Genomic DNA, 17,718 nt, shown 5'->3' on the forward strand with positions numbered 1-17,718 from the left:
CATACATATAAAGCGAATTTTTCGGTTGCAGTGCATATGTGTAGATTGTTCTATCGAGGAAAGGCATCATCACCTGATTTGGAAACCATTATATCAAAAAATCTAGTTCCTATAAGGCCAGATAGACATCGGGAAAGAAAACTAACTGGCAAGATATATCATAGTTTCCTATACAGAGTAGCATAAAAACAATAAGCTGCATAATTTTATTTTGGCGGAAAAAATCCGTCTATTTGCTATGCCCTAAAAAGAAGAAACTGAGGATGAAGAGTAAAATACTTCATCCTCAGTCTGTTGCCATTTTTGTATTGTCATACTAACTTAATGACATTGGTCAAATGACTCACCATCATTAACCAAATTTCTAAATTGTATAAAATCTTCCTTACTGGAAATAACATAAGGATTATTGGCTGTTCCCATTCCATGAAACGGAACCTTTTTCAATTCTTCCGCATAACACACATTAGCTGGGAAGGCCATCATTGATAATAGAAATTAACCCCCCAATGCAAGCAATGATACTCTATAATGTTTACGAAACCTAGATGCTTTACTTTTCATATTATCCATGCTCTATTCATTGTATATTTTCCCTACGTTTCAGAATCAACTTCACCATACACATTCCCATATATGTTTCCATAAATACGCACATGGCTATCTCCATAAACAAGACATAGAATGTCTCTGTGAATATCTCTAAAAATTCTTGTTCCTGTTAATAACCAGGCTTCAAAATATGAATCACCAGAAGATTCCCCTTCATTAGACACATCGTTATACTTTGTATGAGTCAATCTTTTTTCTATGCAATTTTAAGACCACTGCCCCATCGAAATAGTACATTGGCAGTTACAAAAAATCTTCCTATACGGATGGGTTGCATCTTTAGTCGGATTTAATGCCCCAATCAACAGGAGGATCCTATATCGTGTATTATTGCTCCTACACAACCTTATTTGTGTCAGGTACCAATGCTATAATACGTGTTTCCTGACCGTAAATACGCTGAAATATATTATGGCGATTACCCTACCCGCAAATTTTCTGGCATTTACCATAAAGCACTTCAACTTATACAAGCTGCACTTGATGATGTAAATCTGACTCCTAAGCCAAATCGTTATACCTCGCGACCTTTATTAAGAATTACTAATTTATCAATGATTTTCCGATTGGCATTCCCCATAAACAAAATCACATAGGAAACCAACACCGAAATCACAATAGCGACAAAGAAATCTCTTATACCTTCATTCGGATACTTAATTTCAACTACAAATGTAAAAATCGTGTAATGAATCATATATATCGGAAAAGTAAGATTTCTTAAATGCAGAAGTACATTTTGAGTATGATCATTCACCCAATATACATCGCTACGATTAGCCCATACCAATGTGCATAAAAACAGTAACACAAGAAGAATCAATACAATATAATTATATGCCTGTTTATAAACTACCCCAGACGCAACGATGCCCACTAGCGTAATACCTAAAACAATCACATATCCTTTAGCAGATAACTCTTGATATATTCTATAAACAACGATTCCTAATAAATATGCAAACACAACATATTGCACATGATAAACTGTTGCCAAATAGCCCATCAACAAGATGAGAACAATTCCATCTTTTAAGTAGGAAATGATGCTATCATACGATTTATGCTTGTGTTCCAATACCAAAAAAGCATGTACTTGATTTAACCACCACTCAACTACAAGCGTCCATAAAGGTTTCATACTCGCAAAAGAAGCAATTCCTTCTGCAGACCAATTCCTTGAATTCAGCATCAATATATTACATATAAATGTTTGAATGTTATATTCATTTATAAAGGAAAAATTAATATGCAAAGGCCAATGTAATGCGTCAATCAAAGCCACTACCAGTAATGCTGGGATGTAATAACTATAGATTCGAACTACACGTTGCCCCCCCCATCGAAAAAATGAACGGTTTGTGTTATCCAATGAATACGTATTCAAAAACCCAGAAAGAATAACAAATATCAGAACCGCAAAATCCTGAAAATAAAAGAAATAACTTGCGTCTTTAAAAGGAGTAATATGAAAAAAAACAAACCCATGACCAACAAAAACAAAAATGCATGCTAAGATGCGCCACACATCTAAAACCACAGATACATTCTTTTTCACAATAAAATAAACTCCTCTCTACTAATCATTATCATAAATCTCCCCTACAATTTCCCCGTTAACGTTGCCATATATATGACCATAAACATCTCCATAGATCAAACTATCTACATCCCCGTAGATATTTCCATAAATATCACCATAGATAGGATAACCAATACCAGCATAAATATCACCATAGACATTGCCATAGATAGTATTTGCTGTAGCACCAGCCATAAAAGATAGATAATCCGATTTAATACCATATTTTAATAAATTAACAAAATCATTATCCAAATCATATTTTTCAGCCAAATCATTAATTGCATTATTATATTGCTTTACTATCTCCTCTTTATCATCTCCTTGCTTCTGCAAAGCATCACGATACTCTATATTTATCTCATATGCTTTTTTTGCTACATCCGCAAGTTCTCTAAGTCTTTGTTTGCTAAGTGAATCTTTAATCACCAAATTTGCTCTAAGTTCTATTTCATAGAGAGCAAAATCAATACTCGAACCATTGATTGTAAAAGAACGAGGCATCGTCAAAATACGATTAGCAAAATAATTTGTACCAGAAAACAGATTTACTTCAAGGTAAGAATCTATTGCGCTGTTATTCTCATTAGATACATCCAAATACAAAAATGTATCCTTTAAATCATAATATAAATCCTTGTATTCATCGTTCCTTAGTATAACCGGTTTAATATCGTTATATAAAGAATACCCATAGGCATATGCGCCAAATACCACATGGTCATCATACTCCTTCAATGTCATCATCGCATCTTTCTCTGTATAATTGTTGAAGAAAAACACATATTTCAAGCCACATGCAATATTAATAAATACTGTAAAAGCCATAATTCCTTGGATGACACGTCTACTATCAATGCAAATCTTACTGAAAAGGTTTCCAATTAGCAAGAGTATTATGGCTAGCGTACTGATTATTATTACGAATTTTAAAACGAAAGAAAAATCTCCTGCAGTTCCAACTTTATTCGAAAAAAAGCGATAATATAAAATCAAAAGAAGTAATAAACATATTCCACAGCGGTACATTCCATTGAACGATAATAAATTTACTTTAGAAAGAATATCAAAACCGTTCATAAGATAATTAATAATCAAGCAAAAAAATACAAAAGGTAAAATTAGCACCGCTTTGCGAAATATATAGTCATTCGTAGCTAAGGTCTGAAAAAATAGACCTACTACTGCCATAAATGGAAACATTAGTGCATCATCAAATTCCTTGTAAGCACGATGAACAATCCACGGCAGTGCCAATAAAAACAAAGCCAACACAGGCATGTAAAACAAAAACACATTTGCCCCCCAAAAATCTAGAACAGTTGCAACAAATGCTTTAAACCCAGCTGATGTGGCATTCTGATACCCATCTACAGATGAAAAATCGTTGAATGTGTTCAATGCATTCAAAAGGAAATTGGTGTTCCATACTAATTTGTAATAAATCTCACACAAAGCTAATGCTGTAACACCTCCGGCCACTGCTCCAAACAGGCTCTTGCGAAATGATGCCACATCATTTTTCACCAAATATATGCATCCACAAACTATAATCGGAACAAAAAAGAAAACGTTCGTTAAGTATACTAATTGCATAGATGCAGCAATCAAAATAGTTGCTGAAAAATACTTTACAATTATGCTTTTACAACGCAAAAAAAAGTCATAAGCTAATAAACCAAATGACATACGAAGAATCGTTGGCTCCACGACACGCGATGTAATTAAAAATGGAAAACTAATAGTAAAAAGAAATGATACTCCTACAACCAGCCATCGATCACGTTCCAAAGAACTTCCATATTTCTTTACTAAAAATGCGGAAACATGCATAATCAATAGCAAGTTAAGTAACGCAATAAGAACTATTGGAACTCGAAATCCATAGTAATTATCTCCAATGATTATTAAACCCGCATAAACCATCAGGTTCATCAGCACATTATTCTTTAAATGATAAGCTGTATATGATGTGACTGTAATACCATCAGTCACATCAACGACCGGATTAATGGAATCATAATTATACATGTTCAAGCCCATAAATCCATAAAGCCCTTCATCAGGCGCATTATATGTACCCACGCCATACTGTGGCAGATCTTTGTCTAGTCCAATAAAACGAAGGCAAAATAAAAGAACAACCAACACAAGAGTTCCGTAATATAAGCTGTTGTTCTTTTTTGATTTATTGATAACAGTTATAAACAATATCCGATTCCTCACTATTTAACAAAATATATATCACTATCAAATTCACTAATTATATTTACTCTTGAATTGCCTACACCAACACACTGAATTGATTCTCCCTCAAAAAAAGTAATAATTAATGCAATCAGCAGAAAATCTATCGTATCTCAAGAGTTTTACCATATAGTCGCAGAACCGTCCCCACTATAATTTTCATTCCCACTATATCTAAGAACATCTAATGCATCAACCGATCATACTCAGCAAAACTCATTAATTCCAAATCCTTCTGAGAAATAATCAACTTATCCTTGCCACCAATCTCCTCTAGTGGCCATTCAATTGCCAAGTCTCTATCATCATAGCGGATTCCACTATCACCTTCGGCATCAAATACTTCGGCCGCTTTGTAGCTCATGATTGTATCTTCAAGCGCAATATATCCCTGACCAAATCCTGCTGGCACTAACAAACTCACAACATCGTCACCCTTTAAATCGAAATGAATCCACTTTTTATATGTAGGGCTCTCTGGGCGCAAATCAACCATGACATAATATACATGCCCACTGATACATCTCATCAGCTTTGGTTGCGGCTTAATTAGTTGGAAATGCATTGCACGAATCACGTTTTTCTTCGAAATCGTGTAGAACGTTTCTTTTAATTCATAATCAATTCCTGCATTTTTAAATATATCTATATTATAATCTTTAACAAACCCTCCACGCTCATCGGTAGCATAAAAAGGTCTAATAAGGTATGCACCCTTTAATTCCAGTTCTTGAAAATCAAATTTTTGAACCATACTTATCCTTTCCGGTTTAAAATCTCTTCTGATATTTCCATCGCTCTAAGTATCACCTGATCCATATTATAGTATTTGAAATCTGCTAATCTACCACATAATATGAGATTATCATATTCTTGAGCGCAAGAATGATATTTATTGTATAATGCCATACTATCTTCAGTTAAAATTGGATAGTAACGTTCTGTTTGATTTGCCTCCGTAGCAGAAAACCCTCTAGGTATCTCATACGCAACTACAGTATGATTAGCTGACTGTTCAGGCATCTTAGTATACTCAGTCACCCTTGTAAATCCAACCTCTTGCGGATATGCAACTAATGCTGTGTTTTGAAAGCTACTACATTCTAATCTCTTAAAGTCAAATTCAAGAGAACGATATGGCAATTCTCCATACTTAAAACTTAATAATTCATCAATTGCACCAGTATATATAACATCGACAATTCTCTTATCAAACAGGACATGTTTTTCTACAAACTCAATGTGTTGCAGTGCATCAACACTTAACTCAAGTCTAATATTCTCGTGATTTATGAGCTCTCGATAGAAAAATTCAAAGCCTCTGTCTGGCATAAATTCATACTTGTCATCAAAATACGTATCCCTATATGATAATAGGATAGGCACCCTCTTTAAAACAGAAGGATCGATTTCAGATGGGTCAACTTCCCATTGTTTAGCAGTATATAGCTTATAGTCTTTCTCAAAAAGGAACTCAGCGTAAGATTTAATATCATCATCTTCTGCACTAAGCATTTCTACAACCGTAACTGCTTTCTGACCTGGATATGCCTTTTCAAGTTTTTTCTTTAGTTTAATCGCATCGTCCTTGCTAAAAAACTGATCAATAGTTTTATAATTGAATGGTGAAGGCGTACTTATGCCATCTATTACTGCTTCACACTTCGTTTTAAAAGGAATTGGGTTGCAATAATGCGTAATAAAATCATATACATTATCATCATTTGTATGGAAAACATGCGGTCCATATTTTTGAACTAGAATTCCATCCATTTGGAAATCATACATGTTTCCAGCCATATGACTGCGTTTCTCATAAATCGTGACAGAATTACCTGCTTCTGCTAGATTACGTGCAATTACACCACCAGCCAACCCTGCACCTACAACAATATATTCTTTATTCATCACATTGTACTCTTTAACCAATCTACGGTTTTCTTAATGCCTTCTTCAAAATCTATTTCCGGTTTGAAACCTGTATCACGTTCCAATTTACTTCCATCATACGCTTCCGTAGGCAAAGGATTTCCATTAAATGGGATTTCTCCCAAAAAAAGATCTATTGACGGATCTATTGTGTCTCTAATTATTCGAATATACTCTTTTAATGGTCTCGCACTATTACTTCCAAGATAATACGAAGTAAAAGCCTTACCTCTTGAAGATGCATAGTAGATTGCCTTAACTGTATCAGTTACATACATAAAGTCATATGTCTGTTCTCCAGATGTAAAAGCTGCTCTTCGACCCTCAAGCATAGTTCTACTAGCCATCATAACAAAGTTATTTGTTGTACTACCAACTGCATATGTATTGGATAAGTAGCACCATACATGTTCAATACCTAGTCGTGCACATTCTGTCTTTGTCATGTAATGCGTTGTAACCTTAGCAATCCCATAAAAACTTACCGGATTCGGCTTTGCTCCATCTTCACCGTGATAATTCAGAACATCCTTCTCAGCCAACGTTCCAGCACCTACAAAACGCTTTATACCCATCTGATTAATAGAATCAACAAGTTGTAAAGCATAACGAACGTTTCTTAACTGCATTTCATAATATCCTCGTTCCTCACCAAAAGAACCAATCCATGCTAGATGTATGCAAGTATCTATGTCTCTATCCACAACAATTTGTGGCAGATTATGGATATCATCCATATCACAATACACTATAGATACACCTTTAAGATTTTTAATTTTATCAATATTGGAATGCCGACTTCTAACTACTGCGATTACTTCTACGCCTTCATCTGACAATACTTTTAATAGCTCAGAACCTATAAAACCATTTGCGCCGGTCACAAGACACTTTTGCATTCTACTATCTCCCTTTATTACGGATTTAAATATGTCACCTTCGATGCAAGTAAGTACATCCGCATTACAAATTTCATACAGTGAATGCGTTCTGCGGTAGTAAAGATTTTTGTAATCATTACGCCAGATTTACGCTCACTATTCTTACGCAGATGTCGCTCGTACCTATCTTTCAAGTAATTTGGCATATACTCAAGCATCATCTTATTTGCAGCATTATAATTTTCTACAAACTCACTTATTGTTGAATACCGATTAGAATGGAATAAGTAGAAATAGTACTGTTTAACCATAAGATATGATAAGTCAATCCTATCTTGATTCTCAATTTTCTCAATCATCGGTACAAATAATTTCAACATATCATGTTGCAAATCCAAATATGTCCAAGCTTTTTTCTTCACCTTAGCACCTGAAGTTGAATGCTGGTTAACATAATAGTCATATACAGGCTCGTTCACTATTGCAAAGTTCATCGTATAGTAATTGAATTGCGTATTAAAATCAATATCATCCAACCATGATTGATGAAAACGAATATTGTTTTCAATAACGATTATTCTACGGAAAAGTGTTGCCTGCAAACTAACAGTAAACCACTTCGAATAATCCGAAGTGAAATCTACTACACGAAGCTGCTTACCTTCTGTATCGATTTCTTTAAAAGCTCCACAAACCTTATCTGCATTGTTTGCCTTTGCACTAGCGGATAGCTTTTCAAGACACTCAGGCTCCATCCAATCATCGGCATCGTTAAACATAATATATTGACCTGTTGAAGCCTCAATGCCTTGGTTCCTTCCTAAAAAAACACCTTGATTCTTTTCAACTAAAACCTTAACGACACGAATATCAGGATTACTAAGTGCAAAATCATCAATAACTCCCTGTGTGTTATCAGTAGAGCCATTATTAACAAGTACTACCTCAAAATCCTTATATGTTTGTTTTTTTATCGCCTCTAAAGCCCTTGGCAATAGTTGTTCATAATTATATGCTACAACAATAACCGAAATAAACGGCTGGCTCATCTTTAATGTCCTCCAACTTGATTTCAATTTGCTCTAATAGTATTTCTCAATATCAACATTAAAATAATTCTGAGCAAAACACGAACTGTGCTTTCTGTCATTAATCTCAATACTCCCATTAGCATTTCGAATAACAACCTTATTGTCCGGTATTTCCTGATTATGAATAAGAGCATCAACACCAATAGATACACCATTTCCTATTGGTTTATCGCCAATGATCTTTGCACCAGCAGCTAGGAACAATCCTTTGCCAAGCTTTGGCAGAAGACGCTCAGCATCCCCAGCAGTATTAATTGTAACGTTCTGAAACACCACAAGAAAATCATCATAATCTGCATTTCCCATGATAGTTCCAACCGGATGCCCCAAAAAATATATCTTAGGGATCTTACACTTATAAGAAATAAAAATGCTATGCAAAGATCGATTTAAGTACAGAAGCTTATCACATTCTGACTTCATCTGAAATCTGGTCCATAAGCTATTGGCAAAATAAGCAATAAACTGCGTATACTGATCTGCATGATAATGTGAGAAATGTGTTTGTCCTTCTGCATCACAATAAGCAGGGAATGTAATATGTTGGAAGCAATACTCAAGTCTCCCCAATGCATCATCAAAAGCAATGGATACTTCCTTGCCAATCAAATCGACATTATCTGGAAACATATAGTTCGCCTGCCGACGTACATACTCCTGTAGCTCACTTTTTGGAATGCTTAATTCCATCTATTCTTCCTCATCAAAATTAAGTCGTTCTGCTTCTACTACCATTGGTCGATTCATTTGCCTGGTAAGGATCTCACCGATATATTCACCGATGATTCCGGTAAATATCATCTGAATCGCTCCCATAAAGAATACACCAATAAGAATTGGCGCTGTTCCACCTGGAAAGTTATTCCAAAACATCAGCTTTAAAACCAAATAGATAATACCTATTACAAAACTAAAGAATGCAAGGAAAAATCCTGCAAATGTTGCCATACGAAGTGGCACCCTTGACGTAGTGATAACCGACGTAAGTGCAACATTCAAATAGCGGAAAAAATTATAACTAGACTTTCCCGACTTTCGTTGTGGCTGATTATACTCTACAAATCCAACCTCATATCCAAAATCACCTATCATATTACGAAAGTTAGGCGTTGGATCATTAGCTGCACGAAGATAATTCATTACTTCACGATCATATAAGCCAAATCCAGTGACATTATCATACTGTTCAGAATCTGCCATGGACTTCACCATGTTGTAATACATATTGCGACATAAGCGTAGCAGTGGGTTCTTATCCTTACTAGCAAAACGCTTGCCCCATACAACCTTGTATCCCTCTTCCCACTTCTTAATGAACTCAGGAATCAGTTCTGGCGGATCCTGAAAATCACATGCCAAACAAATAGATGCATCTCCACTTGTCTGGAAGAATCCATAGCTTCCCGATCTGGATGGTCCAAAATTGCGAACATTAAAAATTACCTTTACGCGCTTATCTTCTGCCGCAATCTTACGCAGAATTGTTGGGGTATTGTCCAACGAATGATTATCAATAAATACATATTCATAATCATACTCCGGAACAGTACTCATCACTTCGGTAACTTTCTTATAGAGTTCGTACACATTACCTTCTTCGTTATAACATGGTGTAAATAAGCTTATCTTTTTCATACACCCAGTTGCTCCTTCATATGTTCCATTTCCTCAATCTGCCCCATATCCATCCAGGATTTCTTGGAAATCGGGAAAATACCTACTTTCTCGCCCTTGTGTACGTAATTCATAGCAATATCCGTCATGTGGATAAACTGATCTTCTTTTAGTTCATCTATAACTTCCGGCTCAACCACATAGATTCCTGTGTTTGTCAAGTAAGATAGTTCAGGTTTCTCTTTTATATTTAATAATTCAGCAGAATCATTTGTATCAATGACACCATACGGAATCTGTACATCCATCATAGCGCATACAACAGTAATCTTATTCCCACTTTGCTTATGCGTCTTATAAATACACTCAATATCTGCATTCAGCAATACATCGCAGTTTGAGAGAAAAAATGTATTCTCTACCTTCCCCTTCAAGTACTGCAATCCACCACCAGTTCCCAAGAATTCGCGTTCTTCCTCAAATGACAGCTCGTAATCTTTTTGAACTTCATTAAAATAGGAACGAATCATACCAGCCTTATGGTTGAGAATCATATGGAAATTTTTACAACCATAATTACGGAATGAATTAATAATGCGCTCAGTAATTGTCAGATCTCCAATCGGAATTAATGCCTTCGGCAGGATCTGAGTATATGGGTACAAGCGTGTCCCCTTTCCCCCAGCCATAATAACAACCGGCACTTCGTTTAGAATGGTTGTAGACTCTGGTGAACGCTGCTCGCCAAGGACATTCACAAGCTTACCATCTTCATCTACAATTGGATAGAAAATTAACTTTTTTGGGTATTCACGTGCCTCATACAACGAATGAAAAACAATTGGTCTATCATTCATTGCAGTTGTAATATCCGCATTCAAGTCTCCTCCCATTAAGAAATACTTGCGCATATCACCAGCAGTAAACACCCCCAATAGTTTATAGTTATCAGAAACTACAGCAACTGCCTTAATTCCTTCTTCATCCATTACAGTAACAACTTGCTTTACTGTTTGTGTTGGCTGTACAACATATTGTTCCAACATTCTCTTACTCCCTATGATTCCTCGGCAACGCGCATTGTTGCAATTGCCGATTTTATCGTGTTCTTTGGTTCAGTAACTCCTTCTATTACTTCGTAGAAGTGTTGCATTTCACGCATATACATTGTATTTACATCTTCATGATTCTCCTGAATTACCTGATCATCACATAATACGCGATGTTCTGCAATGTCAAAAATATACTCATGTTCTGCAGTACGACATTCCAAACTACGTCTTGTCTTGCGTCCAAGGTAATCCAAGTGAAGTTCCAGTAGCATTGTCTTGTATTTTGCAATATATACCGCCAAATCTTCACTATCAATCTCAAGATTAGAATATGTCCCTGAGAAGGCTACAACCTCTTCCGGCTGTCCAAATAAATGTTCCAGATAATCCCATTCATGGATTAAATCTATTCGAACGCCACCACCCTGATCCTTGTGTGCACTATATACAGCACGATAATCCACCCCCGGTCGCCAGTCCGGAAGATAGGATGACGATATCGAACGGGCACTAAACACCGCTTCTTCCTTTACAACACGTTCCGCTGCAATGATTTCCTGCGTATATCGAAGTGGACAGGCAACATAATAGCGCTTACTATTATCAAATATTGAACAATCATATGTTAACTTATCAAACACCGGCTTCTCAATGAAGAAGCAATCTGCATACCCATGCAAAGCTCGTAGCGTCTCATAATGCATATGAGTCGGATTCAAGATAAAGATAGCATCATACTTCTCATCTAGTTCTGCTTCACTATGTATCACCTTAGATATATGCTGTTGAATATCTTCCGGAAGTATGCTAGACGTCTTCCGAAGCGCATGTATTTCAGGATATACTCCATGTTCTTCACATACTGCGGTAAAATTACGAATATGTCGTTTTCCTATGGAACCAATTCCGATAAAACATACCTTCATTTTAGGCTTTCTCGATTTCGTCTATCTTTTCAAGTATAAACATGTCTCGCTGATAGTTATACTTCTGCTGTGGATGATTCTGACGAACACAGTCTAAGAAATCAGCAATCTCGTCTGCATATGCATTTTCAATGATATTCGCCGTATAACGTTCATCTTGGACAACATCATCATAGCAAGTAATGTCCTTCAGTTCTTTCACATCCAAATCATAGACTTGAACTGAGTTCGGCGTACCGTCCCAGAATATCTGCATATTCTCATTATATATTTCCAAATGTCTACGCGCTTTTCTAGCAACAACATCAACTGCTACAATACCGGTAGACCCAGAGCTATGTTCCAACATCAACAGATAGTTATCCGGATAAGACAATCCTAAGTTCGTCATACTACCCTTCTTAACCGTAACCTTGGTAATATCTCCAAATGCCGCACAAATCCACGGAAACTCGATAGCCATAATCTCTCGACATCCATTGGTTCGCGCATCTGATACAAAAAAGTTCTCTATTTTCTCCCACGGATGCCAATCAGGTAAATACTGACCTGTATGGTAAATATAATTCACCGACTGACCTCGAGCCTGTTCAATAATGTATCCTACATCCTTACGATATAAAAATGTAGAAGACAAGAACGCAATACGATTATGTTCCTCTGAAATTCTTAAAATATCATCGTAACGATGATTTACAAGATTAATCTCAGTAAACACATGAATATCATGTTCTAACAATTCACAAATAATATCTCCATGGGATAATGGCGAAGTACATACAAATGCGCACTCCACATTATTCTCACTTAATACAGCGTCAATAGAAGAAAAGCAATCGATACCATATAACTGATATGCCTCTTCTTTACGTGCATCCTGACTATCAATTCCGATTATAGTAATTGATGGATCAACCTGCTGAATGAGACGTATACGTCTTTTACCCATGGAACCAAGTCCAACAACTAGTACCTTCATATTACTCCTTGTTACCAAAGCATTAACTTATCATGCTCTTCTTGACTAATAAATGGTGCCATATCTTCCAACGCCGGTGTAGAGAATGAGCCATCCTCATTCATACGAGACATAACTTTTGGTGTGATCGGATCGTTAAATCTCTGCATTACCTCAAGAAGAACATTATCCTCTCGCGCAAAGAATTCATTCAAGCTATCATGCAATTCCCCATTGGTATTACATCTCATATATGATAAGCCAAATGTTTTTGCCACCTCAGAAAAATCAGGGAAGCTAACACCACTATCCGGTGTGCATCCAATCCATACTCCATTGAAGAAGTTTGACGTAGACTGACGAATTGCATTGTATCCATCATTATTGAAGATAACCATTTTTACTGGCAATTTATTCTGACGAATCGTCTGAAGCTCCTGAAGATTCATCATAACACTACCATCACCTGTTACGCAGAAGATTGTCTTGCCAGAAGCAATCGCTGCACCTACTGCCTCTGGAATATCTGCACCCATAGAGCCACAGTTATTATTCGCTATTAAACGCTGATTTGGTTTCTTAATGCCAATCTGAAGCTTAGCACTATTGGCCGAATTATTGCCAAGTACAGTAATACTATCATCTGGCTCAAGCTTCTCATATTCCTGCCAAAATCTGTATGAACATACACGTTCATTATCTTCCACATCCTTTGCAGGGTCAAATGGCGTAAATCTATGCTTCAAGTCATCACAATAGGTAACCCATTCACTTGGAACATCAATTTCTGTAGCCATCTCATTAATCATTTCAAAGAATGGATGTAAGTCAGCTTTAACAAAGTAATCAACTCGAACCCCCGGTTTCTTCATCTCATTCTCATCGATATCAACAGCCATCATATACGCCTTTGGCGCAAATAACTCTTGAGCAAATCCAGACATTTTAAATCCTAAGCTAGACCCAATTGAAAGAATCACATCTGCATTCTGTACGATAAAGTTACCTGTTCTAGGTCCAATAGAACCAGACAAGCCATAATAACGATCATAATCCATGTACATTGCATCTGCAGAGATACAAGCTGCAATTACAGGAACCCGAGTTTTCATTGCAAACACACGAAATTGCTCAATAGTATGGCTATTAGCTACGCCATTACCCACAAGAATACATGGACGCTTAGCACTAGCAAGCTTATGAAGGAGTTCCTTGAGAGATTCCTTATCAGGGGCAATCTGATCCGGTGCTTTCTCAACCGGATACATGTCATCCTCTTCTACCATTGCGCTTTGAATATCCAACGGAATATCCAGCCATACCGGTCCTCGACGACCATTCATCGCTATATCAATTGCCTTACAAAGTTCTCGCTTTACTTCCAATGGATCAGAAAGCATTTTTGCATACTTAGTCATATTCCTAACAGATGGAATAATCTCAAATTCCTGAATACCACGATAACGTAGTGGTAACCCAGACTTCTCTACACAAATCTCGTAACGAACCTGACCGGAAAGGACTATCATTGGCAAACTATCTTGCCAAGCCCCCATTACACCTGTAATGGCATTGGTTGCTCCAGGTCCGGATGTAACACAAACAGCAGCTAAATTCCCGCTATACCTTGCATATGCCTCTGCCGCCATTGCACATGCCTGCTCATGATGGTGGAACACCTTATGAATATCTGAATTCAATGCCAACGCATTATCCAAATGCATTGCACCACCACCAACAACGGCGAAACAATTAGTTATACCCTTCTGTACGAGTGTATCCATGATAATATCTGCAACTCTACGTTTCATTCTTACTCATTTCCTTTCAGATTCTATCTGCATGCGAATACCATCCCGCAATGAAATAAAACTATACGAACCAATCTCATCAATTATACGCTGATTAGATGCTGAATATTCGTAATTATACCCATCTTTTAATATGTGAATTGGTATATCACTCTGCATTTCTTCACATACAATGGTTGCAATTTCGCTTAGAAGATACTTCTCTCCTGATGCAACATTATAATCATGATATTTATACTCATCTTCCTTTGAAATCAGACGAAGCAATAATCCCGCCAAATCATATACATGCATATAGTCAAACACGCAATCCTGTCTGATTGTTAATTCCGGAGCTCCATCTCGTATATCACGAATACAGTGAGTAATAAACTTGGACTCGTGGTCTCCAGGTCCATAGCATGCAAAGACACGAATGTTATATACATTATCACTCTGCTTTGCTAATGTATTCATGATATACTTAGCAAAACCATACTCATCTGTCGGAACCAATTCATCAAAAGAATCTTCTGATATGGATATCATATCCCTAGTTTTTGAAAATTCAGCACCAGATCCTAGATAGAACATCTTGCCATAGTATCCACGCATACGATAGAAGTTCATAAAGCAACGTAAGCTTCCCTCTACCATGTTGACATCCTGATCCAATGGATTCTTCACCCCATTCGGATTGGCACAGTGAATCACTATATCAAATTGATTTGTCTTGATATAGTTTTCCACTTCTTGCGTATCAAGAATATTCAACTCACTCCTTCTAGGAGCTACCACATCATGCTCTTTTCTAAGGATGGGGAGAATATTGCTCCCAATTAGTCCAGAACCACCTGTCAAGAGAATTCTTTTTCTCATCGATTTACTGCCTCTGTAATAATCTGAGCCATATAATCCATCTTCTTATCAGTCATTCCCGGATATACGCCTACCCAGAAGGTATTTTCCATAATGTAATCGGTGTTTTTCAAGTCGCCAACCACGCGATACTGATCAGTATCACGAATGGGGTCAAAGCATGGATGCTTTACTAAGTTACCACTGAATAACAAACGTGTTTGAATGTTATGCTCCTCAATGTACTTTGTAATCTCATTACGAGTAACCCCAGCATTTTCCTTAACAGTGATTAAGAATCCAAACCAACTTGGAACACTGTTCTCAGCCGGCTCGGGAAGAATCAACTTATCAGATACAGACTCTAGCCCTGCTCTCAAGCGATCCCAATTGTGACGGCGTCGCTCAATGAAGGTTGGGAATTTCTTCAACTGTTCCACGCCAACAGCAGCCTGCATATCAGTAACCTTCAAGTTGTAACCAAAGTGGCTGTAGACATATTTGTGATCATATCCATGTGGAAGTTCACCAAAATCGCCATCAAATCTATGACCACAGAAGTTATCCTGTCCTGGAGGGCAGATACAATCACGTCCCCAATCACGATAACTCATAATCAACCGATGCAAGATTGCATTATTGGTGTATACCGCTCCACCTTCACCCATAGTCATATGATGTGGTGGGTAAAAACTGGATGTTCCGATATCCCCCCAAGTTCCTGTAAATCTAGTTTCACCATCAATTGAATACTTGGAACCTAACGCATCACAGTTATCTTCAACAAGCCACAAATTATGCTTATCGCAGAATTCACGTACACTCTTCAAATCAAATGGGTTTCCCAAAGTATGAGCAATCATAACAGCCTTAGTCTTTGGACTCAATGCTGCTTCAAGTTTCGTAACATCAATATTGTACTGAGGAATTGTCACATCAACAAATACCGGAACTGCACCATACTGCAAAACAGGCGTAACTGTGGTAGGGAATCCACACGCGACAGTAATCACTTCATCGCCACGACGAATTCTACGGTCACCCAATTCCGGAGCCGTCAAAGCAGTAAATGCAATTAGGTTCGCAGAAGAACCCGAATTCACCAAATGTGCGTACTTTACGCCAATCCATTTAGCAAACTCCTTTTCAAACTGAATTGAAAATCGTCCCGTGGTTAACCAAAAATCCAATGCAGCATCAACAATTGCACACATTTCTTTCTCATCATGTTCACGCGAAGCGTAGGAAATACGGTCACCCGGTTCAAATTCCTTATCCTGAACCGGCTTCTTATACTCATTATAATAATCCGTGACTAATGCACGAATATCTGCTCTTGCTTCTTCTTCATTATTCCACTTACTCATTATTTGTTCTCCCATACCATCCAAGGTGCTTGTTTCTTAGCAACCAACTTTTCTAACTTATTCTTTTCAAGGATTGTATCCATGCACTGCCAGTAACCTTCGTGACGATAGCTCATCAGGTTGCCTGTGCTTGCCACACGTTCTAACGGTTCACGTTCAAACACGGTATCATCGCCTTCCAGATAATTAAAGATCTCAGGCTGCAATACCATATATCCGGCATTAATCGGAGCTCCATCCATAGAACTCTTCTCACGAAATGAACGTACCGCATTATCTCCACCGATATCAAGAACTCCCTTTTCCTGCTGCATAACAACAGAAGTAAGAGTAGCCAGCTTGCCATGAGACTTGTGGAATTCATAAAGTTCACGAATATTAACATCGCAAACACCATCACCATAAGTAAGCATGAATGGCTCATCACCAATATACTTCTGAACACGCTTTATACGACCACCGGTCATTGTATTCTCACCCGTATCCACGACGGTGACCTTCCATGGTTCGGTACGTTTATCATGAACCACCATCTTATATTCTTCCGTCAAATCAAACGTGATATCGGAAGTATACAAGAAATAGTTTCGAAACCACTCCTTAATCATATGCTGCTTATATCCTGCGCAAATTATGAATTCATTAAATCCATAATAGGAATACTCCTTCATAATATGCCAGAGAATAGGCATACCACCGATTTCTACCATTGGTTTTGGGCGTATTTCAGACTCCTCAGATATACGAGTACCACGTCCACCGGCTAATAATACAACCTTCATGTTCTCTCCTTTTTCAACTTATTCTAAAC

General features: G+C 37.2%; 15 protein-coding genes. All 15 read right to left on the reverse strand.

Annotated features, from left to right (window positions below; all coding sequences use genetic code 11):
• Positions 1–1,126 precede the first annotated feature (1,126 nt).
• The 15 genes from G590_RS0115615 to rfbF all read right to left on the reverse strand — a co-directional run bounded on the left by G590_RS0115615 (position 1,127) and on the right by rfbF (position 17,689).
• Positions 1,127–2,170 (reverse strand): acyltransferase family protein, encoded by a 1,044-nt coding sequence (locus G590_RS0115615; protein ID WP_022766595.1) that lies wholly within the window; start codon positions 2,168–2,170, stop codon positions 1,127–1,129.
• A gap of 21 nt (positions 2,171–2,191) precedes the next feature.
• The gene (locus G590_RS0115620) at positions 2,192–4,405 is read right to left on the reverse strand and encodes an OmpH family outer membrane protein (protein ID WP_022766596.1); all 2,214 of its coding nucleotides are present in this window, start codon (positions 4,403–4,405) and stop codon (positions 2,192–2,194) included.
• Between the two features lie 220 nt (positions 4,406–4,625).
• Complete coding sequence (locus tag G590_RS0115625; RefSeq protein ID WP_022766597.1) at positions 4,626–5,195, reverse strand: dTDP-4-dehydrorhamnose 3,5-epimerase family protein; 570 nt, start codon at positions 5,193–5,195, stop codon at positions 4,626–4,628.
• A gap of 2 nt (positions 5,196–5,197) precedes the next feature.
• On the reverse strand, positions 5,198–6,349 hold the full coding sequence (gene glf / locus G590_RS0115630; protein WP_026494211.1) for a UDP-galactopyranose mutase: 1,152 nt from the start codon (positions 6,347–6,349) through the stop codon (positions 5,198–5,200).
• Positions 6,349–7,269: an NAD-dependent epimerase/dehydratase family protein gene (locus G590_RS0115635; RefSeq protein WP_022766599.1), complete on the reverse strand. Its 921-nt coding sequence runs from the start codon at positions 7,267–7,269 to the stop codon at positions 6,349–6,351. Before G590_RS0115635 ends, glf begins: the two co-directional genes overlap by 1 nt.
• Before the next feature lie 17 nt (positions 7,270–7,286).
• Complete coding sequence (locus G590_RS0115640) at positions 7,287–8,300, reverse strand: glycosyltransferase family 2 protein (RefSeq protein ID WP_026494212.1); 1,014 nt, start codon at positions 8,298–8,300, stop codon at positions 7,287–7,289.
• A 33-nt stretch (positions 8,301–8,333) separates the two neighbouring features.
• Positions 8,334–9,032 carry a hypothetical protein gene (locus tag G590_RS0115645; protein WP_026494213.1) on the reverse strand — a complete coding sequence of 233 codons (699 nt, stop codon included), beginning with the start codon at positions 9,030–9,032 and terminating at the stop codon, positions 8,334–8,336.
• Positions 9,033–9,977 (reverse strand): glycosyltransferase family 2 protein, encoded by a 945-nt coding sequence (locus G590_RS0115650; RefSeq protein WP_022766600.1) that lies wholly within the window; start codon positions 9,975–9,977, stop codon positions 9,033–9,035.
• The gene (locus G590_RS0115655) at positions 9,974–11,002 is read right to left on the reverse strand and encodes a sugar phosphate nucleotidyltransferase (protein WP_022766601.1); all 1,029 of its coding nucleotides are present in this window, start codon (positions 11,000–11,002) and stop codon (positions 9,974–9,976) included. Before G590_RS0115655 ends, G590_RS0115650 begins: the two co-directional genes overlap by 4 nt.
• A gap of 11 nt (positions 11,003–11,013) precedes the next feature.
• Positions 11,014–11,934: a Gfo/Idh/MocA family oxidoreductase gene (locus tag G590_RS0115660; protein ID WP_022766602.1), complete on the reverse strand. Its 921-nt coding sequence runs from the start codon at positions 11,932–11,934 to the stop codon at positions 11,014–11,016.
• 1 nt (position 11,935) lies between these two features.
• A complete protein-coding gene (locus G590_RS0115665; protein ID WP_022766603.1) occupies positions 11,936–12,913 on the reverse strand; it encodes a Gfo/Idh/MocA family protein in 978 nt (325 codons plus the stop codon).
• Between the two features lie 11 nt (positions 12,914–12,924).
• Positions 12,925–14,703 carry a thiamine pyrophosphate-binding protein gene (locus G590_RS0115670; RefSeq protein ID WP_022766604.1) on the reverse strand — a complete coding sequence of 593 codons (1,779 nt, stop codon included), beginning with the start codon at positions 14,701–14,703 and terminating at the stop codon, positions 12,925–12,927.
• A gap of 6 nt (positions 14,704–14,709) precedes the next feature.
• Positions 14,710–15,561 carry an NAD-dependent epimerase/dehydratase family protein gene (locus tag G590_RS0115675; RefSeq protein WP_022766605.1) on the reverse strand — a complete coding sequence of 284 codons (852 nt, stop codon included), beginning with the start codon at positions 15,559–15,561 and terminating at the stop codon, positions 14,710–14,712.
• Positions 15,558–16,907 carry a lipopolysaccharide biosynthesis protein RfbH gene (gene rfbH, locus G590_RS0115680; protein WP_022766606.1) on the reverse strand — a complete coding sequence of 450 codons (1,350 nt, stop codon included), beginning with the start codon at positions 16,905–16,907 and terminating at the stop codon, positions 15,558–15,560. Before rfbH ends, G590_RS0115675 begins: the two co-directional genes overlap by 4 nt.
• Positions 16,907–17,689, reverse strand: a complete 783-nt coding sequence (gene rfbF / locus G590_RS0115685) for a glucose-1-phosphate cytidylyltransferase (protein WP_022766607.1) — start codon at positions 17,687–17,689, stop codon at positions 16,907–16,909. The genes rfbH and rfbF overlap by 1 nt, the downstream gene beginning before the upstream one ends.
• Positions 17,690–17,718 lie beyond the last annotated feature (29 nt).

This window comes from Butyrivibrio sp. XPD2006, assembly GCF_000420865.1.
Taxonomy (GTDB): Bacteria; Bacillota; Clostridia; order Lachnospirales; family Lachnospiraceae; genus Butyrivibrio.

Coding starts and splice junctions, on each gene's coding strand:
- G590_RS0115675 (WP_022766605.1), bottom strand. CDS start 15,561: ATGAGAAAAAGAATTCTCTTGACAGGTGGTTCTGGACTAATTGGGAGC.
- G590_RS0115660 (WP_022766602.1), bottom strand. CDS start 11,934: ATGAAGGTATGTTTTATCGGAATTGGTTCCATAGGAAAACGACATATT.
- G590_RS0115645 (WP_026494213.1), bottom strand. CDS start 9,032: ATGGAATTAAGCATTCCAAAAAGTGAGCTACAGGAGTATGTACGTCGG.
- G590_RS0115655 (WP_022766601.1), bottom strand. CDS start 11,002: ATGTTGGAACAATATGTTGTACAGCCAACACAAACAGTAAAGCAAGTT.
- G590_RS0115640 (WP_026494212.1), bottom strand. CDS start 8,300: ATGAGCCAGCCGTTTATTTCGGTTATTGTTGTAGCATATAATTATGAA.
- rfbH (WP_022766606.1), bottom strand. CDS start 16,907: ATGAGTAAGTGGAATAATGAAGAAGAAGCAAGAGCAGATATTCGTGCA.
- G590_RS0115665 (WP_022766603.1), bottom strand. CDS start 12,913: ATGAAGGTACTAGTTGTTGGACTTGGTTCCATGGGTAAAAGACGTATA.
- rfbF (WP_022766607.1), bottom strand. CDS start 17,689: ATGAAGGTTGTATTATTAGCCGGTGGACGTGGTACTCGTATATCTGAG.
- G590_RS0115625 (WP_022766597.1), bottom strand. CDS start 5,195: ATGGTTCAAAAATTTGATTTTCAAGAACTGGAATTAAAGGGTGCATAC.
- G590_RS0115650 (WP_022766600.1), bottom strand. CDS start 9,977: ATGAAAAAGATAAGCTTATTTACACCATGTTATAACGAAGAAGGTAAT.
- glf (WP_026494211.1), bottom strand. CDS start 6,349: ATGAATAAAGAATATATTGTTGTAGGTGCAGGGTTGGCTGGTGGTGTA.
- G590_RS0115670 (WP_022766604.1), bottom strand. CDS start 14,703: ATGAAACGTAGAGTTGCAGATATTATCATGGATACACTCGTACAGAAG.
- G590_RS0115635 (WP_022766599.1), bottom strand. CDS start 7,269: ATGCAAAAGTGTCTTGTGACCGGCGCAAATGGTTTTATAGGTTCTGAG.